Source organism: Streptomyces sp. NPDC085931, assembly GCF_044540565.1.
Lineage (GTDB): Bacteria > Actinomycetota > Actinomycetes > Streptomycetales > Streptomycetaceae > Streptomyces.
The window spans coordinates 168,392-190,269 of sequence record NZ_JBITSK010000013.1; the positions used below are offsets into that span (position 1 = coordinate 168,392).

Sequence of the window (21,878 nt, forward strand, 5' to 3'; positions counted from 1 at the left end):
CCCGCTGTCTTCCGGCGAAACGTGCCGCCGGCGCGACTGACACGGTCCTCGGCTCCCGCCGCCCTTTGGTGGCTCTCATTGCCGCGGGAGCGGTTGGTGAGGTCCTATACGTGGTGGCGACTGGCCGGCTCGGTCTCGGCGGGCGGGAACTGGGCTGGAAGGCGCAGCTGGCCGCGGCGCGGGGGGACCAGGCCCGGCAGCCACCAGTTCCACCGGCCGAGCAGTTGCATGAGGGCCGGCATGAGGACCAGCCGCACCAGCGTGGCGTCGAGAGTGATGGCAACCGCCGCTGAGAAACCGAACTGACGCAACTCTGCGCGGTCGATGACCAGCAGCGACGAGAAGGTGCAGACCATGAGGACGGCAGCCAGGGAGATAGGCCGTGCGGTACGGGTCAGCCCGGCGACGACGGCTTCGGTATTGGATCCCGTCCTCAGGTAGTGCTCCCGCATGCGGCATACGAGGAACATCTCGTAGTCGAGCGACAGCGCGAAGAGCATCACGATGGTGATCAGGGGCACGCACTCGCTGATCACTGCGTCGTTGCCCGTCCCGAGCAGCGGCGACGCCGCGGCGAGCAGGCCACAGGACGCTGCGGTGACCACAAGGTTGGCGAGTACCGCCTTCACGGGCAGCAGGATGCTGCGGAAGGCGACGAGCAGGAAGAGGAAGGCCGTAATGAGCAGGCCTGCGCCGACCGGCAGGACGCTGTCGTGGACCATTTCGCGCAGTTCGGACACCGCGGCGGGGGCGCCGCCCACCAAGACTGCCTGATCTTGAGGCAGCGCGCGTGGAAGGAGTTGCCGGAACCGTTCGATCATCGCGGATGTGCGCGGCGCGTCCACCGGCGCTTCGGGCACAACGACAATCATTGTGGTGCCGTTCTGGCCGGTGACGGGGAAAGCGGCCGCTACTGCAGGGTCGCTGTCGACTTCCGCCATCACCTGTGCCACTTGCGCAAGCGCGGAGCGATCGGCGTGAGGCAGGACGATGAAGGTGGCGGCGGAGGCGCCGTTGACGCCGTTGCTCTCGAGGAGCCGCAGCGCTGTCCCGAACGACGTGCCGTCGAGTGAGGGGCGGTCGAGGTCGAAGCCTGTGCGCAGGCCGCTGAGCGGCGCCGCGGCCAGCAGAAGGGCAGTCATGGACACGATGACGTACCGCCAAGGGTGTCGCATCAGATGACGCGCCCAGCGCTCCCATCCGCGGTTCATGGAGTGCTGGTGCCCGTCGGTCTCGTTCGAGGGTCGCGTCGAACGGCACACCGCGTCCGGCCACGCAGCTAGACAGGCCGGCAGCAAGGTCAGGACGGCGGCCGCGGCCACGGCGGTTACGGCGACTGCGCCCAGGGCGCAACTGCGGACCATGGGAATGTCGACCAGCAGCAGGCACGCCGCGCTGGTCATCACCACAAGGGCCGAGTAGGCAATGGTCTTGCCGGACGTAGCCATGCAGGCCGCCACGGACCGAGCGCCGCTGATGCCGTCGGCGCGATGCTCGCGGAAGCGGAACAGCATCAGCAGTGCGTAGTCGATGCCTAGCCCCAGACCCAGTGCTGACGTCGTGACCAAGGAAAACAAGTCCAGCGTGCCGGTGGGGCCAAAGCCCAGCAACGTGAGGCAGATTCCCACTGCCCCTCCGGCGATGCTCAGCGGTAGCAGCGCCGCAGCCAGCCGCCGAAAACTGAGGTACAGGACCAGGAAGGCAGTGAGAAGTGCCAGGGCTTCAGCCAGACGCACAGTTGGCAGGAGCCTCGTCTGGAGTTGACTGCTCAGGGCGCTCATCCCGATCAGGTGCGCCTCGACACGTCCCTTGGAGGCTTCGTGCGCCGCACGGGCGGCAGCCTGGTTCTGTCGTTCCGCGCGCGCCAGACGCTCAGCCGGGCTGCCGTCGACCCCGATCAGCTTGGCGGTCGTGTACCCCCCGCCGCGGACAGTGTCCGGGAGCGGCAGGTCCAGTACTCCGGTGATGCCCGGCTGAGCTCTCAGGGCGGAATCGGCCTTATGTACCGCCTGGTCGTGGACCGGCCCGCCCACCCGCGAGTGGAAGACGGCCAGCATCTGCTCCTGGCCGAACTCCGGGAAGCTCCGGTGCAATTCGTGGGCCGCCTTTTCGGCTCGCGAGCCGGGAAGTGAGAAGGGAGACGCCAGTCCCCCCACGATGCGAGGGAGGAGCAGGCAGGACAGCGACACAAGAAGCAGCCACGCCACGATCACGCTACGGCGTCGCCGTGCCAGTGCCAGACCGGCTCTGAACGCGATGCCGCGCTCGACTGCTGGGGCTTCGGGATCGAGGCTGCGGGCACAACCAACCGGTCCAAGTCCGTCACTCATTCAAGTCATTCCTTCTCACGAGTCGAGACCTCGATCGGGAGCCGGCGGTAGCAGTTTCCTGGTGCGACCGACAGGACAGCGTCGATGTACGGACGGTGCACCTGGAGTCACCACGCGAACCACTCGGCGACGACCGCCCTAATGGCGCTGAGAAACGACCGAGCCGGAGCTACGAAAGGATCAGCGTGAATACGCGACCATTCACCCTGGCAGGTATGCGGGTCAGTACGAGCGTCGCCGCCGCCGTGGTGAGTGTCGTGGCGCTGAGCGCCGCGGCGCCCATCCCCGCGCGCCAGGCCCCCGCCGGAACGACGAAGACGGCCGCCGCGCGCTCGGCCAAGCTGGCCTGCAACGGCGCCACCGAGCCCGGCAAACCGATCAGGGTGAGCCCTGCCATCAACGCAAAGCTCAAGTACACGACCGTCAGCGGCAGCGTGCCACTGAACCACTGCACCTCGCCGGACGGCTCACACCGCCACCTGCGCTCAGCCAGGCTCGACTTCCGCCTGACAGGCCAGGCCAGTTGCACACGAGTGCGCGACGTCCGGAGTGTCGGCGTCATCACGTGGTACGGCAAGAAAAACCACGGCGGGACGCCGATTGGCAGGTCGCATCTTCAGACCCCAGCCCATGCGGCCCGATTCAGCCCCGGTCAGGCTCTGCCAGCCCTCAAAATCACGTCAGGTCCGCTCGCGGGAAGCACAGTGAAGGCCGGCGCATTGGGCAATGCGGCGCACCTCAACTGCGGATCCCGGGGTATCAGCAGCCTCGCAGGTGCCTTCTGGGCGTACGCGCGTTAGAACTCGAGGACGGCGCCCAGCAGGACGGAGCCAGCCTGTGGACCGTCTGCCCCGAGCAGCCGGAGACCTCCTCCTCTCCCCCGGACTCGGCTGACTCCGCCCCGAAGACCCCGGCGCGCCCAGACCTCCTGGACGGGCCGGACGCCGGTGCGCCCGTACCCGGTCGGGTGAAGATCCCCGCTCGGCAGAACCTGCGGGGGCACGCAGGCGTAGTGCCGGGCATGAGACAGATCAACGAGTCGCATGTAGCGGTGCCGGGCTTGGCGGTTGTGGAGGTCACGGCTGCGGATGACGACACAGCCTTTGCCGTCCAGGAGTTGCTCGCCGCGCGGTGGGCCATCGCGCCGGCGGACCATACGACCCGGGCACCCGGTGAGCCTGGTGTACGGCTGCGCTGCTTCCTGGACCTGCGTGAAGAGCCTGACGCGTAGCGCTGCGGGCGGCAACCATTTCGCGCTGACCAGCCGGGCTCGTCCAGCAGCCGGCGCACCGGGGCACGCCAAGCCGGACGACCCGGGCGGCGATCGGGTTCACGCACTCTTGCGCGGCTTTGCTGCGGTCTTCTTGGCTGACTGCTTCTTCGCCGTGGTCTTCTTCTGGAGCATGTCGTGGACGTCGGCGTCCTCGCCCCGGTCCGCCCGCGCCTTCTGCACGGACTGGGTCAGGGCGGCCGTGAGGTCGACGATCTGGCCCGGCTCCCCCTCCGGCTCCGGCAGGGCCGGTGGCTCGCGGTGCTCCCGCTTGGCCTCGATGATCTGCTCCAGGGCCTCGGTGGCAGGGTTTCGGCGACGCCCATCGCCGCGAATCCTTCGGAGTCGCACGGGCCCCAGTGCCAGGCTCTCAGGGTCGGGTTGGCTGTGGTCAGGGCGCTGCTGAGCAGTCCGCCGCAGGCGGTGACGGCCTGGAGTACTTCGGCCGGCGAGGCGGTGGGGCGAACGTTCAGGTCGATGGGGAGGTAGGCGTCGGCGGGCTGTGCTGCCAGCTGCCCTGCGTATGCCAGCAGGTCGTGGCCGATGTGGGCTGCTGTTTGCCAGCAGGTTCATTCGAGCGGCCCCGCCGGCACCGTCCAGTCCTCGGCGGTATGGGGGCCAAGCACCCGCAGCATCTCTGCCACGGCGGCGTCGACGTCCTGATGGTCCATACAGAGCTCCTCGCGGTCCGTGGTGTGGGAGTGGGCGGAGCCGGCCCCACGGCCGGTCCGCCGACGTCGGGTACCCACATCGCGAGCATGACCGCCGGCAGCGGCGTTCGGTATCCGTACTGCCGCACCTATCCACTGCGGCGATACCGGCCGGTCTCGACTCAGGGGTACGCTCGAGTTCCAGGCAAGAGGCATGCTTTCCAGTGGCTGTGATCGTAGACTTGCCCGACCACATACGTGCTCGCTGCGGTGGGCTCGGTGACGGTGTCCGCCACGCGGTCACGACCCTGGCCCGACAGCCGGCCGAGGATCCGCGTCCAGGCAAGCGGGCTGGCAGGCTCGGCCTGTACAGAGCGACGATCGACGGTGGCACCTTCGATGCGTCCCGGCCATTGATCGTGCGCAGTCCGCAGACGGTTCATCACCGGCGCCGTCCTGATCTGAGACGGGATCTTTGAACGCCCACACCGATCACGAAGATTCAGGTTGCGACCTCAGCACCTGGACGCTCGAGCGTCTTCAGTCGTTCGCCGCAGAAGCCCACGGCCCTGAGCTTGAGACGGTACGTATCGTCGCTCAGGGCCATGCCTATTTCGCCGACGGACCGCCTGAAGTCCGCAAGCAGTGGGCCAAGGTGTCGCTGCAGGCGAACCAGCGTCTGCATGGCGACAGTTCGTGGGGTCGAGCACGAGCGGCTCAGCAGAATTCCATGCTCCGGATGTGGGTGATCGACGAGTTCGGCCCTGACGAGGAGGATGCCGACTGGAGCCCCGAGGCTTTTGCGATCACCCGGAAGTCGACCCACCAGGCCGGAGCCGGCTCCGGCAGGCCGCACGCCTCGGCCGTTGCGGACAGGACGCGCTCGACAGCCTTCGCCCGCACCTGTGGCGGTCAGGTGTAGGCCAGGAGCCTCCCGGCGATCGTGACGCCCGACCAGGACGTGAGGGATACGACCGCGGCGAACCGTGCGGCTTTGGGCGTTGACTGGTTCAAGTCCCAGTCGTGGACGGTGTGGTAGGTCCGCCGGTGGAAGATCAGGATGTTGAGTCCGGCGAGCAGCATGAGGCCGAGCTTCCAGGGGGCGCTGCCACGGTCGGCGATGAGGCTCCCGGCGGGCAGGAACAGGGCCACGCCTGTGGCTGCCGCGATGACGAAGCCGAGGTGTGACAGGCGGAGGAGGTGGTCGGCCGCGGTCGTCACCCGTAGCACTCGTTGGCCGAGCCCCAGCAGGCGAAGGTCGAACGCCGCGGCCGGGCCGATGAGGAGGGCGATGCCGATGATGTGGTAGGGCGTGCCACGGATGGCCTCGGAGAACCAGCTGTCCTCCAGCCAGGAGAAGAAGTTGTCCATGGCGTGCACCGTCACGTTCGGCGCGAGTGGGCTCGCAGGTACAGGGTTCCGCCCGCGGCGGCGGCGATCAGCACGGCACCGAGCCCTGCCCACACCATGGGTGATGACGTGCCGTCGGAGTCCGCGGAGGCCGACGGGGCACCCTGGTCGGCGTCAGCGGAACCCGCGTCGCCGTTCGGATACGGAGTGGCCAAGGGCGTCGCCGGGAGTTCCTCGTTGAGCACCTGGTTGACCGGCTGCCCGTCGTCGACCCAGAACACGACCGGACGGAACTCGTCGTCGTGGCTCTTGCCCACGTAGCCGACGGCTTCGATCCGCTCGCCGTCGTCGAGCTTGCGATCGAGGCCCCACATCGATGTGAAGCTCGGCGGCGCGATGGTGACCGCGAGTTCGTCATGCGAACCGCTGTAGGACGGTGCGGCGTTGATCGGGCCGCTGTCGGCGGCGTCCTGCAGCCCTTCCGGCAGTTCACGCTCGGGCGTATCGGCGGGGAGGCCGTCCTCGATGGTCACGGTGAAGTAGGAGTGCGGCTCACCCTCGCGAACCTGCGAGACGGTACCCGCGATGTAGTAGAGGCGGTTGGTGTCGTAGTCGTCGAACCCGTGATGCGCCTGCGCGGCACCCGCCGAGAACAACAGGAGCATCGGTGCGCAGAGCAGGGAGGCCGCCGCCAGCCGGACGCGACGCGTGCCGGTGAGCGCCGAAGGCGCCGCGATCGTGGTGAAGCGCATGCCGGTTGGATCCTTCCAGACGGGCTTGAGGGCTCGGCAACCAGCGAACCTCCTGGCGCGGGGAACAGGGAGTCACTGTTGAAGGAGGTACTGGCAGGGCATCCCTCAGCGGCGTCTTCGGCGTGACGGGCAGGCAGTCGGCGCCGGCGAGCTGCGGGGCCGTACACGTCGCAGACCCGCAGGCCGGGGCTGCTCGCTTGCACCGCCCGGCAGCCTCTGACCCGGCCGGCACAGTGACCACCAATCTCCGTTCTCACGGCGGCGGAAGAAACCGTCGGCGTGGGCCCCTGGCCCTGGCGCACCGGTTCGGCAAGGGGTCCACGTCGTGTCGTTGCGTTCGGGGCCGGCCTCAACCCGGCGTCCAGCCGCGCACCAGCCGCCGGGTGGTCGGTGACGAGCACGCCAGGCTCAGCCGGGCCGGCGTGTCCTCCTCGACCGCGTCCCAGCCGAGCCCGTCTAGCAGGCGGGGGCCTGTGGGCGGCGGCCGAGCCCGATGGAGTGCGGCGCTGTCGCGGTCAGCTGGTCGCCGATCCTTCCATGTGCGAGGCGGCTTCCTGGGTGGCGGCCCAGGTGGCGAGGAGACGCAGTCGTTCTTCTGAGGGTGAGCCGGGCTCGGCGGTGTAGATGGTGAGGTTGAGGCCGGGGGCTGCGGTCATCTCCAGGCCCTCGAAGGCGAGGATGAGGTCACCGACGGCGTGATGGTGGAAGTGCTTGGTGCCGGTGCCGTGATGGCGGACGTTGTGCGCACCCCACCGGGTGCGGAATTCGTCGCTGCGCGTGCACAACTCCCCTACCAGATCGTGCAGTTCCTTGTCGCGAGGGTTGCGGCCGGCTTCCGACCGCACGATGGCGACGGTGATGTCGGCGAAAGAGTCCCAGTCCGGGTAGAAGCGGCGGGCGGCAGGGTTGAGGAAGGTGAAGCGGGCCAGGTTCTGTTGGTTGCCGGGCGTGACGTAGAGGTCGGTGTAGAAGGCTCGGAAGAGCTGGTTGGCGGCGAGGATGTCCATCCGGCCGTTGCGGACGAACGCCGGCCCGGCGGTGATCGCGTTTAGGGTCCACTGCAGACTGCGGTGCGGTGTCCACTGCCGGGCGGCCGTACGGCGGCGGGGGCGGGTGAGGGCATCGGAGCCGTCGGCGGCCTGGGCGAGGTTCTGCAGATGGGCGCGTTCCGCGTCGTCGAGATCGAGGGCACGGGCGAGGGCCTCGAGGACGGCCGGGGAGACCCCGGAAAGGTTCCCGCGCTCTAGTTTCGAGTAGTACTCGACGCTCATGTCGGCCAGGGCCGCGACCTCGCTGCGGCGCAGGCCCGGCACCCTGCGCCGGGATCCGGAGGGCAGTCCGGCCTGCTCGGGAGTGATCTTCGCTCGCCGCGAGGTGAGGAACTCGCGGACCTCCTCACGGTTGTCCATGCCTTCGACGGTACGTCCGGCACGCGGCCATAGGGATGTACTGCCAGTACACCCTTTGCTGGTAACTCGCTGTCCGCGCGCAGAGGCGGTTACCTGAATGTGCGGGGCGACCCCCGCCGCAGCTCACTCCCCGTAACCGGCATCAGGAAGGCGCTCGTGGAACACCTCACCGAGACCCCCACAGCCAAGGGCCCGGCTGACCGCTTTGCCGGCGATGTGTACCTGAACATGATCGCCGCCCCGGTAGAGCAGGCCCGCCTGGCGTCCGCGCTCGTGCGCTTCACCCCCGGCGCTCGCACCAACTGGCACTCCCACGTCCACGGCCAGAGCCTCTTCGTGACCGACGGGGTCGGGCTGGTCGGCACGCGTGACGGCCAGGTGGTCCGCGTCAGCGCGGGGGATGTCGTGACGTGTCCGGCGGGCGAGGAGCACTGGCACGGCGCCACCGGCACCACCCTGATGGCGCATGTCGCGATGGTCGTCGGGGACGGCCAGGGCGATGGCACCACCTGGCTGGAGCCGGTCACGGACGAGCAGTACGCCGCCGCCCACCGTGCCGTGGGCCGCTGACGGCGTCCTGTCAGCTGAGCAACCGGTCGGCAGGCACCAGCAGATCCTGGCACCAACCCAGAGAGGCAATCGACCACATGCGCGGAGCAGTGATCCACGCCCCCGGCGACATCCGCTTCGAGGTCCTGGACGACCCGAAGATCCTCAAGCCCACCGACGCGATCATCCGCACCGCGGTCACCTGCGTGTGCGGCTCGGACCTGTGGCCCTACCGCGGCGCGGAGCCGACCGAACAGGCTCACCCCATGGGCCACGAGTACGTCGGCTTCGTGGAGGAGGCCGGCTCCGAGGTCACGTCGGTGAAGCCGGGCCAGTTCGTGGTCGGCTCGTTCGCCACCTCCGACAACACCTGCGCGAACTGCCGCAACGGCTTCCAGTCCAGTTGCCTGGACCGCGAGTTCATGTCCACCTGCCAGGCCGAGTACGTTCGCATCCCGAACGCCCAGGGCACCCTGGTCGCCACCGACGAGATCCCCGATGAGCGGCTCTGGCCCGGCCTGCTCGCGGTCTCCGACGTCATGGGCACCGGCTGGTGGGCCGCCGACGCCGCCGAAGTGAAGCCCGGCTCCACGGCCGTCGTCGTCGGTGACGGCGCGGTCGGGCTGTGCGGGGTCATCGCCGCTGAGCAGAGGGGAGCGGAGCGGATCATCGCCATGTCCCGGCACGAGTCCCGGCAGAAGCTCGCCCGCGAGTTCGGCGCCACCGACATCGTCACCGAGCGCGGCGAGGAGGGCGTGGCCCGGATCAAGGAGCTGACCGGCGGCATCGGCGCCGACAGCGTCCTGGAGTGCGTCGGCACCGCCCAGGCCATGCGGCAGGCTCTGCACTCGGCCCGCCCGGGCGGCAACGTCGGCTTCGTCGGCGTACCGCACGAGGTCGCCGTGGACGGGGAGGAGCTGTTCTACTCCCACGTCGGCCTGCGCGGCGGCCCCGCCCCCGTACGCCGCTACCTGCCCGACCTCATCCAGCGCGTCCTGACCGGCGCGATCGACCCCGGCAGGGTCTTCGACCTCACCCTGCCGCTGGAGCGGGTCGCCGAGGGTTACCGGGCGATGGACGAGCGCCGCGCCATCAAGACCCTCCTCACCCCCTGACCCTCACCCCCCGACGGGGCCGGGCAGCACGTGCGTCCGGCCCTCCGCATCTCGACGCCCAAGGACTCACCATGACGACGTTTGCGCTGGTCGGCGCAGGCCCAGCCCTGGGCCTGACCGCCGCCCGCCGTTTCGGCAAGGCGGGCCACAGCGTCGCGCTGCTCGCACGGAATATGGAACGTCTCGACGACCTCGTGACCGCTCTGGCCGGCGACGGCATCCAGGCGCGCGGCTACACCGCCGACGTCCTCGACGCCGCCTCGCTGACCGCCGCCCTCAAGGCGGCGGACGAGTGGGGCCCCATCGAGATCCTGCAGTACAGCCCGGTGCCGCGCGCCGACTTCATGAAACCGGTCCTGGACACCACCGCCACGGACCTGGACGCCCCGCTGGCCTTCTCCGTCAAGGGTCCGGTCACCTGCGTGAACGCGGTCCTGCCCGGCATGCGGGCGCTGGGCCGCGGGACGCTGCTGTTCGTCAACGGCGGCAGCGCGGTGCGCCCGAACCCCGAGGTGGCCGGAACGTCGATCGCGTTCGCCGGGGAGAGCGCGTACGCGGCGATGCTGCACGACGCGCTCGCGCCGGAGAACATCCACGCCACGCAGCTGATCGTCCCCGGCGCGATCAGCCCCGACGCCGAGCACTCCCACCCCGATGCCCTGGCCGAGCGGCTGTACGCCCTGCACACCGAGCGCGACGGCTTCCGGCACTACGCCGAGCCGCTGCCCGAGTGAGGGAGGCCCTTTATGACCTCGCCACCCCGCCGGACACTGGCCGGCGCCACCTCGGCAGTCGCACTGCTGCTGACCGTGACGGCCTGCTCCGGCGACGCCTCCCAGGATGCCGGAGCGTCCGCCTCCCCGACGTCCTCGGTCTCAGCGGGCCGACAGCAGACACCGGCATCCAGCGCCCCGCCCGGCTCGGACAGGAGCACCCCGATGGACATCCGCGTCACCCTCGGCGGGCAACCCGTCGACGCCACCTTGAACGACAGCCCCGCCGCCCGTGACCTCGCCTCCCTGCTCCCTCTCACCCTGGACCTGGAGGACTTCCACGGAACCGAGCGGATCGGCTACCCGCCGCGCAAGCTGACCACCGACGATGCCCCCGAACCGGCCGCGCCCAAGGCAGGGGACATCGCCTACTACGCGCCGTGGGACAACCTCGCCTTCTTCTACCAGGACGGCCCCTCCCCCTCCCCCGACCTGCTGATCCTCGGCCACATCGACGCCGATCCCGGCCAGATCGGCAGGGCCGACCGCATCACCATCGAGGCCGCCTCCTGACCTCGCCCAACCTTCGTACGGAAAGAAGTCTCCGCATGCCTTCCGCCACGGGGCCCGTACCCGGCAAGCTCCCCTTCGTCGTCTGGGTGCTGGCAGCCGGCACGTTCCTGATGGGCACCACCGAGTTCGTCATCGCCGGGCTGCTGCCCGAGATGGCCGCCGACCTCGATGTGAGCGTCTCGCACGCCGGGCTCCTGATCACCGCCTTCGCCGTCGGCATGATCGTCGGCGGGCCGACCATGGCTCTGGCCACCCTGCCTCTGCCCCAGCGCCACACCCTGATCGGCGCACTGGCTGTCTTCGCGCTCGGCCACGTCGTGGCCGCGCTCACCACCTCCTTCACCGTCGTACTCGCGGCCCGTGTGGTGACCGCTCTGGCCACCGGGGCGTTCTGGGCCGTCGGCTTCGTGATCGCCACGACCGCCGCGGGTCCGCACGGCGCGACGCGGGCGGTAGGCGTGATGATGGGCGGCCTCACACTGGCCAACGTGGTCGGCGTGCCGATCGGCTCGTTCGCCGGCCAGTTCACCGGCTGGCGCGGCCCGTTCTGGGCGCTGGCCGTCCTCGCCGCCCTGGCTGCCGTGTTCGTCGGCCGGTTCCTCCCGCGCGTCGAGCAGCGGGCCGAGGTGTCGGTGCAGGCCGAGGTGCGGGCCCTGCGGCAGGGCCGCCTCTGGCTGGCGCTGGCCGCCGCCGTACTGATCATGGGTGGTGTCCTGGCGACCTACACCTACATCACACCGCTGCTGACCGACCGGGCGGGCATCGCCGTGAGCGCGGTGCCGCTCGTGCTGATCGCCTTCGGTGTCGGCGCGCTGGCCGGTACCGCCATCGGCGGGCGTCTGGGCGACCGCCGCCCCATGGTCACGACGATCACCGCGGCGGCGGCCACCGCCGTCATCCTGCTGGCCCTGGTCCCCGGCTCCGACAGCGCGGTGACGGCCGTCGTGCTGGTGTTCCTCATGGCGCTGACCGGGTTCACCGTCAACCCGGTCGTCACCTCCCTTGCCGTCCGCTTCGCCGGCGACGCCCCCACCCTCACCTCGGCGCTGACCACCTCCGCGTACAACACCGGCATCGCCGTCGGATCCGCGATCGCCGGCCGCGCCCTGGACTCCTCACTCGGCCTCACCGGCCCGGCCCTGGTCGGCGCCGTCTCCGCCGCGCTCACCCTGCTCCCGCTCATCGCCCTCACGCTCAGTGGCACGTCCCACGCCGGGCGGATCGTCGCCCAGCGCACCGCCGCACCCCGTCCTGACCGCGTACGGGACGACGCCACCAGACCGGCCCCGCCGCGCCACTGACCTGCCGGCCCGACCACACAGGACGCCCGGTCTTCCGGCCGGCAACCGGGCTCCTGCCTGAGCTGCTCGCCCTCGACAGATCCGGTCCGGTGTCAGCCACCCGGCCGTGGGGGCGGCTCCGCCCTGCCCATCTCTCTCCCGCGCGGACACCGAGCAGTGCTGTTGACCCTTTCCACGATGCGAAGGTCTTCCCGACATGCCCACCGAACCAGTCCCCCAGGGCACCACGCCCGCCACCCCCGCACCCACCTCGCCCCTCACTCCATCCCGGCGCACCTTCATCGCCACCAGCACCGCCGTCGGCACAGCCGTGGTCGCGGGCGGTGTGCTCGGCTCCGGCCTGCCGCCGGAAGCTGAAGCCGCGCCTGCCACCGCGGTGCCCTCCAGCCGCCTCGCCCTCACCGTCAACGGCACCAGCCACACCATGACGGTCGACAACCGCACCTCCCTCCTGGACCTGCTGCGCGAGCACCTGGGTCTGACCGGCTCGAAGAAGGGCTGTGACGCGGGTGCCTGCGGGGCCTGCACCGTTCTGGTCGACGGGCGTCGGCAGAACGCCTGCCTGACCCTCGCGGTCCGACTCGACGGCGCCGAGGCCACCACGATCGAAGGCCTCGCCGACGGCGACCAACTGCACCCGCTGCAACAGGCGTTCATCGACCAGGACGCCTTCCAGTGCGGCTACTGCACACCGGGGCAGATCCTCTCCGGCGTCGCCTGCATCCAGGAGGGCCACGCCGGCTCGCCGGAAGAGATCCGCGAGTGGATGAGCGGCAACATCTGCCGCTGCGGCTGCTACCCCAAGATCGTGACCGCGGTCCAGCAGGCCGCCGGGAAGAAGTGAGGACCGGTCCCCATGCATCCCTTCACCTACACCCGCGCCTCCACCCCCCGCGCCGCCATCAACGCCGCACGCAGCGGCGGGCGTTACCTCGCCGGGGGCACCACCCTGGTCGACTTGATGCGCGAAGGCGTCGAGCACCCCGACACCCTCGTCGACATCAGCGGCCTTCCCCTGGACGAAGTCAGGGCCACCGAACGCGGGGGCCTGCGCATCGGCGCCCTGGTGACCATGGCCCAAGCAGCCGCCCACTCGAAGGTGCGCACCCTGTTCCCGGTGATCTCCCAGGCGCTGGAGCTCAGCGCATCCGCCCAGCTGCGGAACATGGCCACCATCGGCGGCAACATCATGCAGCGCACCCGCTGCACGTACTTCCGCGACGTGACCGCCGCCTGCAACAAGCGCCGGCCCGGCTCGGGGTGCGCCGCCCGCGACGGCTTCAACCGCAGCCACGCGATCCTCGGCACCTCCGACAGCTGCGTCGCCACCCACCCCTCCGACGCGGCCGTGGCTCTGGCGGCCCTGGAAGCGCAGGTGCGTCTGCTGGGACCGGAGGGCGAGCGGGCCGTGCCGTTCGCTGACTTCCTGCTCCGCCCCGGCAGCACACCCCACCGCGAACAGGACCTCCGGCACGGCGAGTTGATCACCGCCGTGGACGTTCCCGCACTGCCCCGACCGCTCTCGTCGGGCTACCTGAAGGTCCGCGACCGGCAGTCGTACGAGTTCGCCCTCACCTCCGTGGCCGTCGCCCTGCACCTGCGCGGAGGGATCATCCGCGAGGCCAAGGTCGCCGCCGGCGGAGTCGGCACCGTGCCGTGGAAACTCCCCGCAGTCGAGCAAGCCCTCATCGGCCAGCGCCCCTCGGACCGGCTCTGGGAACGCGCTGCCGCATCGGCCCCCGAAGGAGCGCAGCCTCTGCCGCACAACCGCTTCAAGGTAGACCTGCTGCGGCGGACCGTCGAACGCCAGCTGCGCATCGTAGGAGGTATCCGGTGAGCCCACAGCCGCAGGCAGCAGTAGGGGCGCCGCTGTCCCGAGTGGATGGCCGGCTGAAGGTCACCGGCCAGGCGACGTACGCCGCTGAGCACGACGTCGAGGGCGCGGTGCACGCCGTCATCGTCGACGCGTCAATCGGCCGCGGCCGCATCACGGCGATCGACACCCGCGCCGCGCGGGCGCAACGCGGCGTGCTGAACGTGATTCACCACGGCAACGCACCGAAGCTCCCGTACAAGGAGAACAAGGCGTCCAACAACCCGCCCGGCGCCCGTCTGCGGGTCTTCCAGGACGACAGGGTGCGCTTCCACGGCCAGCCCGTCGCCGTCGTCGTCGCCACCACTCTGGAAGCAGCCCAGCACGCCGCGAGCCTGGTCCACGTCGAGTACGACGCCGAACAGACCACGACCGAACTGGGCGAAGGCACGCCGGACAAGCCGACGACGTACGCCCGAGGTGACGTCGAGGAGGGCCTGCGCAAGGCCGACGTACGTCTCGACCTCACGTACCGGCTGGCTCGCAACCACCACAACGCGATGGAGCCGCACGCCACCGTCGCCCGCTGGAGCGGCGCCAAGCTCACCGTCTGGGACAAGACCCAGTGGATCGCCGGTACCCAGACGGAGCTCTCCACTGTCTTCGATCTGCCATTGACGTCCGTGCGGGTCATCTCGCCCTTCGTCGGCGGCGGTTTCGGCAGCGGCCTTCGCTGCTGGCCCCACACCGTCGTCACCGCCCTGGCCGCCCGGGTGGCCAGGCGCCCGGTGAAGCTCGTCCTGACCCGGAAGCAGCAGTACTTCGCGACAGGGTTCCGGCCCGAGTACGCATACCGCCTGCGGCTCGGCAGCGACCGCCGCGGCCGGCTGACCGCCATGGCCCACCACATGGAGCACGCGACCTCGTCGTACGAGACATTCACCGAGGGCATCCTGGATCCCGGCCGGATGCTGTACAGCACGCCGCATGTGAGCCAGGCGTACCGGACGGTCCCGCTGGATGTGAACACCCCGATCTGGATGCGCGGCCCCGGCCCCGCGACGGCGTCGTACGTGATCGAGTCGGCCATGGACGAACTCGCCGACCGGCTCGGCATCGACCCGATCGAGCTGCGCCGGCGCAACGAGCCGGACGAGGACGAGTCGTCCGGGCTCCCCTGGTCGACCCGCCGGCTGCGCGAGTGCTACACCGTGGGCGCCCGCGAGTTCGGCTGGGACCGGCGGCCCACGAAGCCCCGCTCGCGACGGGAGGGTGACTGGCTGATCGGCATGGGCATGGCCGCCGGTGTTTACCACACCGCGCGCATGCCGGCCGAGGCCCGAGTGCGGCTCGACGCCGACGGCACGGCCGTCGTCGAGACCGCGGCCAGTGACATGGGGCCGGGTACCTACACCTCCCAGACCCAGGTCGCCGCCGACGCCCTCGGTCTCACCATCCGCACGGTCACGCTCAAGCTCGGTGACTCCCTCTACCCGCGGACCCCGCCGCACGGCGGCTCGATGACCATGGCCAGCGTCGGCTCCGCTGTCCTCGACGGCTGCAACACAGTCCGGGAGCAGGCCATCAAGCTGGCCGTCGCGGACGAGCAGTCGCCGCTGTACGGGGTGAACGCCGAGGACGTGGTGGTACGGAGCGGCCGACTGCATGTGCGGAACAACCCAGCACGCGGCGAGTCGTACCAGCAGCTGCTGGCCCGCAACGACCGCACGCACCTCGAAGCCGACGGTTCGTACGCGGGGGCCCCGGGCACCGAGAGGTACTCCCTCCACGCCTACAACGCGACCTTCGCCGAGGTGGCGGTCGACGTCGCCCTGGGCCTGGTGCGCGTGCGGCGGGTGCTCGGCGTGTACGACGCGGGCCGCATCATCAGCCCCAAGCTCGCCGAGAGCCAGGCATTCGGCGGCATGGTCGGCGGCATCGGCCAGGCACTGCTCGAGCACACCGTCACCGACCACCGTGACGGCCGCATCGTCAACGCCAACCTGGCCGACTACCTCGTCCCGGTCAACGCGGACGTCCCCGACCTCCAAGCGATCTACCTCGACGGCGAGGACCGCGAAGCCGACCCGCTCGGCGTCAAGGGTCTGGGCGAGGTCGTCATGGTCGGCGTGGCGCCCGCGATCGCCAACGCGGTCTTCAACGCCACCGGCCGCCGCATCCGCCACCTCCCCATCAGCGCCGATGCCCTGCTCTGACCCGCCCCGTGTACGCCTCCGGCGTGCACCCCACGCGTCCGGCCGGCCCTCGGCGCTCCGGCCGCCGGACCGGGCCGCCGCCTTGCCCACCCCCGTCGGGTACGGCGGCGGCTCTCCCCCCACCCGCCCGCTCCTTCGCGACGGAGAAGCCACATGCTGAACATCGCGGACACGCTGCGCACCTGGTGCCGCGAACAACGCCCGTTCGCCCTGGCCACCATCACCAGCGTCACCGGCAGCGCACCACTTCCGGTCGGCACCTCCCTCGCTGTCGACGCCACCGGCCACGTCGTCGGCAGCATCTCCGGCGGCTGCGTCGAAGCAGCCGTCTACGACCTGTGCCGCCGGATCCTCGACGATCAAGGCGGTGCACAACGGGAACGGTTCGGATACTCCGACGACGACGCCTTCGCCATCGGCCTGACCTGCGGCGGCGAACTCGACGTCCTCATCCAGCGCATCATCCCCGCCGACCAGCCCCACCTCGGCACCGCCCTCACCGCCGCCATCCGAGGCCACACCGCCGCCGTGGTACAGGTCGTGGAGGGCCCCGAAACGCTGCTGGGCGCCTTGATGGCACTGGACGAGGACGGCCACGTGGCGGGCGGGAACGTGGCGGACAGCCGTACGGACGCAGCGGTGGCCGACCGGGCTCGCGCCCAACTGCGCAGGGGCGCCACGGCCCGCATCACGCTCGGCGGCCGCACCGATGCCTGCCCCGAGGAACTGTCCGTCCTCGTCCACGTGGCAGCACCGCCACCCCGCATGCTCGTCTTCGGAGCAGTGGACTTCGCAGCCGCCCTCGCACAGGCCGGGAGGTTCCTCGGCTACCAGGTCACCGTCTGCGACGCGCGTCCCGTATTCGCAACCCGCGAACGCTTCCCGCACGCGGACGACATCGTGATCGACTGGCCTCACCGCTACCTGGAACGCACCGCGGTCGACACCCGTACTGCGGTGTGCGTCCTCACCCACGACCCCAGATTCGATATCCCGCTTCTGCGTACGGCCCTACGCCTGCCCCTGGGCTATGTCGGCGCCATGGGTTCCCGACGCACCCACCACGAGCGCATGCGTCGCCTGCGTCAGGCCGGCCTTTCCGCTGCGGAACTGACCAGCCTGCACTCCCCGATCGGCCTCGACCTCGGAGCCCGCACCCCGGAAGAGACGGCGATCTCCATCACCTCAGAAATCATCGCCCACACGCACAACGCCAGCGGCCGACCCCTCACGCACGGCGACGGAGCCATCCACCAGCCCTCTCACCCCTGCGCTTGCGACCATGAGGAGCCCGGTGGTGGGGATAGGACGCGCTCCTCGGACCAAGGGCCGGCCGAGCCCTCCTTGCGCCGTGCGGGACGAGCGACGGCACCGTGATGCGGCGCTGCTCGATCCGAGGATCCGTTCACCGAGTCAGTCGCCGCGTCCGGCGCGCAGGCCTCCGGTGACCTGTATGCGCCGGTGTCGTCGCTGACGGCCCGCCACGCCGCCCGCCCCTCCCCCGCGCGCCCAAGCGACCGGTTCCTGCTCGCCGTCACATCGAGGCGCGTGCAGGAAGTACAGGGTGTAGAGGGCGTCGGCCGCGACGATGTTCGATATCAGGGAGTCCGCCGACAGGTTGCCCCATTTCCCGTCGTGCGGCCGCCGGGCGCGTACCGACACGACCGAGTGCGAGTGAAGCAGCAGCCTCGATTCCGTGGGCCCTGGCCACCGCGACCACTAGCCTGTCCTTGACCCGGGCCCCCTGCTTGCCGCCATCCTTGCTAGCGGACTCTGCGCGATCGATTCCTCCAACCACGCCAGGGGCTTGTCGCGGGCGAGTCGTCGCACAGCTCCAGCACCCGGCGGTGCTCGTCGTCCTCAGCGCCCGCCGATTGTGTGCCGTCGGCGGGGGCCGGAAGACCAGGTCAAGCTCAGCAGGGCTGTCCGAACCAGTGTTGCTTGCTGACGCTATCCACGTCGTTATAGTTCCGCATGGAAACCGTACCGGTGTTCCACCCGGTCAGGTAGCGGTTGTAGACGTGGTTCTTCCACAGCGTGCAGCCGTCCCAGGTGCCCCATACCTGGCCGCCATCTGCACTGTTGCACGGCGAGAGATAGACACCGTCCCCATTGGTGTCCAGGCACATTCCCGTGGACGTGTTCTTGTACATTCCTCGGTTGGTGCCGGCCTCCACCCAGGACCATGATGTGCTGGCGTCCCCGCAGTGGGCCTGGGCGACGGTGTGACCCGACCAGCCGGCCAGGCACTTGCCGGTGGCGCCGTTCCGGGGGGTGAACGACGAGGCTGCGTCGGCGGGGGAGACAGCGACCGTAAGCGCGGTCACCGCTCCCACACCGGCCAGGACGGCAGTCGTCTTCTTGCGCAGCGAACTCTTTCTCATCGGTGCGTGCGCACAGGTCAAACGGGTCTGGCAGCGCACGCGTTTCTCGTAGGGGGTGTGAACGGGTAACTGCGTCCGGCGCACTCCGTGGAATCCGGGGCGTGGCTCAGGTGGCCAGGAGGCCACGCAGCCACTGTCGGCGTGCCCGCTTGGCCCGTCGGGCCAGGGCTGTCCCGGGGGCGAACTCGTCAAAGCCGTGGAAGCCGCCCGGCCACACGTGCAGCTCGCACTGGACGCCGGACTGCCACAGCCGGCCGGCGTAGCCGACGGTTTCGTCGCGGAAGGTTTCCGCCGAGCCGACGTCGAGGTAGGCCGGGGACAGACGCATCAGGTCCTCGGCGCGGGCCGGGGCGGCGTACGGTGAGACCTCGGGGCCACCGGCGGCGCCGTCCAGATAGGCGTTCCAGCCGGTGGCATTGGAGGCGCGGTCCCACAGACCGCGGTTCTCCATCTGGCGACTGGAGGGGGTGTCGTTGCGGTCGTCGAGCATGGGGGAGAGCAAGATCTGGCCCATCGTCGCGGGGCCGCGCCGGTCGCGGGCCAGCAGGGCCAGGCCCGCGGCGAGTCCTCCACCGGCGCTGGCGCCGACCAGGACGATTCGGTCCGGGTCCGCCCCCAGTTCCTCGGCGTGTTCGGCGGTCCACAGCAGACCCGCGTAGCAGTCCTCCAGCGGTGCGGGGTAGGGGTGTTCGGGGGCGAGCCGGTATTCCACCGACACCGTCACCGTCCGCAGGGTCCGCGTCCACTCGAGGACGTCGGAGACGAGATGCCGTCGGCTGCCCGCGATCAGGCCGCCGCCGTGGACGTAGTACAGGACCGGGAGGCGTTCCGCCGGTGTCGCGTCGGCGGGCCGGCCGATCATCAGGGTGACGTCCGGGTTCCCGTCCCGCCCGACGACCGCGCGCTCCGCCCAGGCCAGTTCTCCGCCGGCCCTCAGGGTGTCGTCGTCGAGCGCACCGGCCCCGATGGCGGTGCGCGTCGCCGGGATGCTCTCAGGGGTCAGTGCGGGCCGCTCCCCTATCTCCCGTATCACTGGGAGCAGTTCGGGGTCGTAGGGCAAGGGTGGCGATGCGGCGGGGGCAGTCATGCCGGGGCGGGTGGAGTGGGCCGGGGTCAAGTGCTTGGTCATGTGCGGTCTTTCCGAGGTGTTCGTGGGCGTGTGCCGGGGCGCCTCCCCGGCGCCCAGCACACCCCGCTGCGGGCTGTTCAGGGAAGTGCTTCTTCGGTATGCCCCCATGCCGCGACGGCATGGCGGCGCTGTCGGCCTCACGTCAGCCGTCCACGGGCAGGGCTGTGACCGGGCTGGTCCGGGCCGCGCGGCGGGCCGGCAGGGCACCGGCGAGGCCGGTGGGGACGGCTAGGACGAGGACGACAGCGGCAAGTTGGAGCAGGGGAATCCCTTCGGTAACTGCTTCTGGGGTACGGCCGGACCGACGTGGAAGGGATGCCCGGACGGCCTCGCCGGGCGGAAGGGACCGGCGCATCGGTCGCGAGACAGATCTTCCGCGTCACCCGCCGCCCAGGCATGCGACTTTCGGCCGGTCTAACGGCGCCGTCCACCGACGAGCGCCGGACCCGCCCCCCTGCCGGGCGGCGCCCGGATACCCGACACGTCGCTGCCGCACACGAGCACGAAGGCCACCGGGAGCGACCGGGATCCTGGCGACCCGTGGGTGAAGAAGGCCCACGCCGGCACGCCGGTGCCTTCAGTCGGCTCGTCGTGGCCCCCGACCCGGCACACGCTGTATGTCGACGCCGTCGTCCTGCTGCCCGTGCTCCGCTCCCCCACCCGTTAGCCGGACGCACCGGGTGAAGCGGGGAAGCGGCGAGCGCGGCGTCGGTGTACTGCCTCGAAGGCAGCGGCGCCGCCGCGAGCACCCGGGCCGCGCCGTCCCCGCTCAGGGGGCGCGGCCCAGGTGCTTGTCATGCGGACAGAGCCGGGGTCGGAACCTCGGTGTCCGCGTCGCGGTCGGTGGCCGGCCGGGCGGCGTTCCGGCGGCGCAGTGTTAGCGCGATGGCCACCCCGAGCAGGGTGAGGGCGGCCGCGGTGAACCCGGCGGTGCGCAGGCCGGGCACGAGGCTGGGTCCGGTGGTGGCGTGGGTGCCGTGGGAGGCCACGGCGATCAGGACGGCCAGCCCGACGGCGCTGCCGATCTGCTGGGTGGTGGAGGCCATGGCGGAGGCGATGCCCTGGTGGGCGGCGTCGACGCCGGTGCCGGCCGCGGCGAACATGGCGGTCCAGGCCAGGCCCTGGCCGAGGCTCAGCAGGGTCACGCCGGGCAGCAGCGACAGGTAGCCACCGGTGGGCGACAGCGCCAGGGCGAGGACGGCCATGCCGGCGGCGCCGAGCAGCAGCCCGGTGAGCAGGGTGGTGCGCGTCCCGACCCGGTCGAGGAGCTTCTCGCTGGCCTTGGTGCCCACCATGCCGGTCAGCGCGGACGGCAGGAAGGCGAGGCCGGTGGCCATGGCGCTGTAGTGGTGCACGTTCTGGAGGTAGAGGGTGAAGAAGTAGTACTGCGCGCCGAAGGTCCCCATGAAGATGAAGGTGACGCCCATCGCTGCCACGAGGTTGCGGTTGTGCAGGAGCCGCAGCGGCATGAGGGGATGTGCGGTGCGTGCCTCCACGGCGAGGAAGACACCGATCAGGGCGAGTCCCCCGAGGAGGGCGGTCAGGACCTGGACGGAGGTCCAGCCCGCTTCGGGTCCCTGCACGACACCGAAGACCAGGGCGGTGAAGCCGACCGTGGCCGAGAGCGCGCCGGTCATGTCGAAGCCGCGGCCGCGTTCGCGGGGGGCGTCCGGGGTGATGGCCTTCCACGCGACTGCGGCAGCGCCGAGCGCCAAGGGCACGTTGACGTAGAAGACGGCTTCCCAGCCGAGGTAGTTGGTGAGCAGGCCGCCGAGGAGGGAGCCCAGGGCGAGTCCGACCGCGCCGGCGCCGCCCCACACGGCCAGCGCCCGGTTGCGCTCGGCGCCTTCGCCGAAGCTGGTGTTGATCAGGGACAGGGTGGAGGGCAGCAACAGGGCACCGCCGAGTCCTTGGACGGCACGGGCCGCGACCAGCACGCCGGGTCCGGTGGCGAGGCCGCCCGTGAGGGAGGCCAGCCCGTACAAGACCAGTGCCGTGGTGAACATGCGGCGCCGGCCCAGCAGGTCGGCCATCCGGCCGCCCAGCAGCAGGAACCCGCCGAAGGCGACGGCGTAGGCGCTGACGACCCACTGGAGGCTGTGGGCGTCGAAGCCGACGGCCCGGCCGATCTCGGGCAGCGCCACGTAGACGATGTTGTAGTCGATCGCGCTGATGAACTGGGCGAAGGCCAGGAGAGCGAGCAACAGCCCGGTTCCCCGACGCTTGGGCATGGCAGGTCCTCTCAGAATGAGCGGTCGATAGAAGTAAGCGGTTAACGGCTTACTTATTGAGTCAAAGGGAAAGCCACCGAAGTGGCCCGTGTG

Annotated in this window: 20 protein-coding genes; 12 read left to right on the forward strand and 8 right to left on the reverse strand. The window is 70.4% G+C overall.

Annotated elements, in window-relative coordinates; all coding sequences use genetic code 11:
• Positions 1-104: 104 nt before the first annotated feature.
• On the reverse strand, positions 105-2,330 hold the full coding sequence (locus ACIGAN_RS26445; protein WP_399861200.1) for an MMPL family transporter: 2,226 nt from the start codon (positions 2,328-2,330) through the stop codon (positions 105-107).
• A 215-nt stretch (positions 2,331-2,545) separates the two neighbouring features.
• Between ACIGAN_RS26445 and ACIGAN_RS26450 the strand changes: the two genes are divergently transcribed.
• On the forward strand, positions 2,546-3,130 hold the full coding sequence (locus ACIGAN_RS26450) for a hypothetical protein (protein WP_399861202.1): 585 nt from the start codon (positions 2,546-2,548) through the stop codon (positions 3,128-3,130).
• 221 nt (positions 3,131-3,351) lie between these two features.
• The gene (locus tag ACIGAN_RS26455; RefSeq protein WP_399861205.1) at positions 3,352-3,561 is read left to right on the forward strand and encodes a DUF6207 family protein; all 210 of its coding nucleotides are present in this window, start codon (positions 3,352-3,354) and stop codon (positions 3,559-3,561) included.
• A 99-nt stretch (positions 3,562-3,660) separates the two neighbouring features.
• On the opposite strand, the gene ACIGAN_RS26460 is transcribed toward ACIGAN_RS26455, so the two are convergent.
• The gene (locus ACIGAN_RS26460; protein ID WP_399861208.1) at positions 3,661-3,951 is read right to left on the reverse strand and encodes a hypothetical protein; all 291 of its coding nucleotides are present in this window, start codon (positions 3,949-3,951) and stop codon (positions 3,661-3,663) included.
• Positions 3,952-4,725: 774 nt separating this feature from the next.
• Here ACIGAN_RS26460 and ACIGAN_RS26465 point away from each other — a divergent pair.
• Positions 4,726-5,172, forward strand: coding sequence for a hypothetical protein (locus ACIGAN_RS26465; protein WP_365740690.1), 447 nt, complete (start codon positions 4,726-4,728; stop codon positions 5,170-5,172).
• On the opposite strand, the gene ACIGAN_RS26470 is transcribed toward ACIGAN_RS26465, so the two are convergent.
• The 3 genes from ACIGAN_RS26470 to ACIGAN_RS26480 all read right to left on the reverse strand — a co-directional run bounded on the left by ACIGAN_RS26470 (position 5,163) and on the right by ACIGAN_RS26480 (position 7,761).
• Entirely contained in the window at positions 5,163-5,621 is a 459-nt protein-coding gene (locus ACIGAN_RS26470) for a hypothetical protein (protein ID WP_399861211.1), read from the reverse strand. The genes ACIGAN_RS26465 and ACIGAN_RS26470 overlap by 10 nt on opposite strands.
• A gap of 11 nt (positions 5,622-5,632) precedes the next feature.
• Positions 5,633-6,352: a hypothetical protein gene (locus ACIGAN_RS26475; RefSeq protein ID WP_365740692.1), complete on the reverse strand. Its 720-nt coding sequence runs from the start codon at positions 6,350-6,352 to the stop codon at positions 5,633-5,635.
• 515 nt (positions 6,353-6,867) lie between these two features.
• Positions 6,868-7,761, reverse strand: a complete 894-nt coding sequence (locus tag ACIGAN_RS26480) for a helix-turn-helix transcriptional regulator (protein ID WP_399861214.1) — start codon at positions 7,759-7,761, stop codon at positions 6,868-6,870.
• A 156-nt stretch (positions 7,762-7,917) separates the two neighbouring features.
• On the opposite strand from ACIGAN_RS26480, the gene ACIGAN_RS26485 reads away from it, so the two are divergent.
• The 9 genes from ACIGAN_RS26485 to ACIGAN_RS26525 all read left to right on the forward strand — a co-directional run bounded on the left by ACIGAN_RS26485 (position 7,918) and on the right by ACIGAN_RS26525 (position 17,418).
• A complete protein-coding gene (locus ACIGAN_RS26485) occupies positions 7,918-8,331 on the forward strand; it encodes a (R)-mandelonitrile lyase (RefSeq protein ID WP_365740694.1) in 414 nt (137 codons plus the stop codon).
• A 77-nt stretch (positions 8,332-8,408) separates the two neighbouring features.
• The gene (locus tag ACIGAN_RS26490) at positions 8,409-9,425 is read left to right on the forward strand and encodes a zinc-dependent alcohol dehydrogenase family protein (RefSeq protein WP_365740695.1); all 1,017 of its coding nucleotides are present in this window, start codon (positions 8,409-8,411) and stop codon (positions 9,423-9,425) included.
• Positions 9,426-9,496: 71 nt separating this feature from the next.
• Entirely contained in the window at positions 9,497-10,159 is a 663-nt protein-coding gene (locus tag ACIGAN_RS26495) for an SDR family oxidoreductase (protein WP_399861217.1), read from the forward strand.
• 12 nt (positions 10,160-10,171) lie between these two features.
• Entirely contained in the window at positions 10,172-10,711 is a 540-nt protein-coding gene (locus ACIGAN_RS26500) for a cyclophilin-like fold protein (protein WP_399861219.1), read from the forward strand.
• A gap of 35 nt (positions 10,712-10,746) precedes the next feature.
• Positions 10,747-12,012 carry an MFS transporter gene (locus ACIGAN_RS26505; RefSeq protein ID WP_399861222.1) on the forward strand — a complete coding sequence of 422 codons (1,266 nt, stop codon included), beginning with the start codon at positions 10,747-10,749 and terminating at the stop codon, positions 12,010-12,012.
• A 196-nt stretch (positions 12,013-12,208) separates the two neighbouring features.
• The gene (locus ACIGAN_RS26510; RefSeq protein WP_399861225.1) at positions 12,209-12,856 is read left to right on the forward strand and encodes a (2Fe-2S)-binding protein; all 648 of its coding nucleotides are present in this window, start codon (positions 12,209-12,211) and stop codon (positions 12,854-12,856) included.
• Positions 12,857-12,868: 12 nt separating this feature from the next.
• Positions 12,869-13,849 (forward strand): FAD binding domain-containing protein, encoded by a 981-nt coding sequence (locus ACIGAN_RS26515; protein ID WP_399861227.1) that lies wholly within the window; start codon positions 12,869-12,871, stop codon positions 13,847-13,849.
• Positions 13,846-16,041, forward strand: a complete 2,196-nt coding sequence (locus ACIGAN_RS26520; RefSeq protein ID WP_399861230.1) for a xanthine dehydrogenase family protein molybdopterin-binding subunit — start codon at positions 13,846-13,848, stop codon at positions 16,039-16,041. The genes ACIGAN_RS26515 and ACIGAN_RS26520 overlap by 4 nt, the downstream gene beginning before the upstream one ends.
• A gap of 153 nt (positions 16,042-16,194) precedes the next feature.
• Positions 16,195-17,418 carry an XdhC family protein gene (locus ACIGAN_RS26525; protein WP_399861233.1) on the forward strand — a complete coding sequence of 408 codons (1,224 nt, stop codon included), beginning with the start codon at positions 16,195-16,197 and terminating at the stop codon, positions 17,416-17,418.
• Positions 17,419-17,954: 536 nt separating this feature from the next.
• Here the strand turns inward: ACIGAN_RS26525 and ACIGAN_RS26530 are convergent.
• From ACIGAN_RS26530 to ACIGAN_RS26540, 3 genes are all read right to left on the reverse strand, one after another.
• The gene (locus tag ACIGAN_RS26530) at positions 17,955-18,425 is read right to left on the reverse strand and encodes a hypothetical protein (RefSeq protein WP_399861235.1); all 471 of its coding nucleotides are present in this window, start codon (positions 18,423-18,425) and stop codon (positions 17,955-17,957) included.
• A 106-nt stretch (positions 18,426-18,531) separates the two neighbouring features.
• Positions 18,532-19,554, reverse strand: coding sequence for an alpha/beta hydrolase (locus tag ACIGAN_RS26535; RefSeq protein ID WP_399861238.1), 1,023 nt, complete (start codon positions 19,552-19,554; stop codon positions 18,532-18,534).
• Between the two features lie 794 nt (positions 19,555-20,348).
• Positions 20,349-21,785 (reverse strand): MFS transporter, encoded by a 1,437-nt coding sequence (locus ACIGAN_RS26540; RefSeq protein WP_399861240.1) that lies wholly within the window; start codon positions 21,783-21,785, stop codon positions 20,349-20,351.
• Positions 21,786-21,878: the final 93 nt, after the last annotated feature.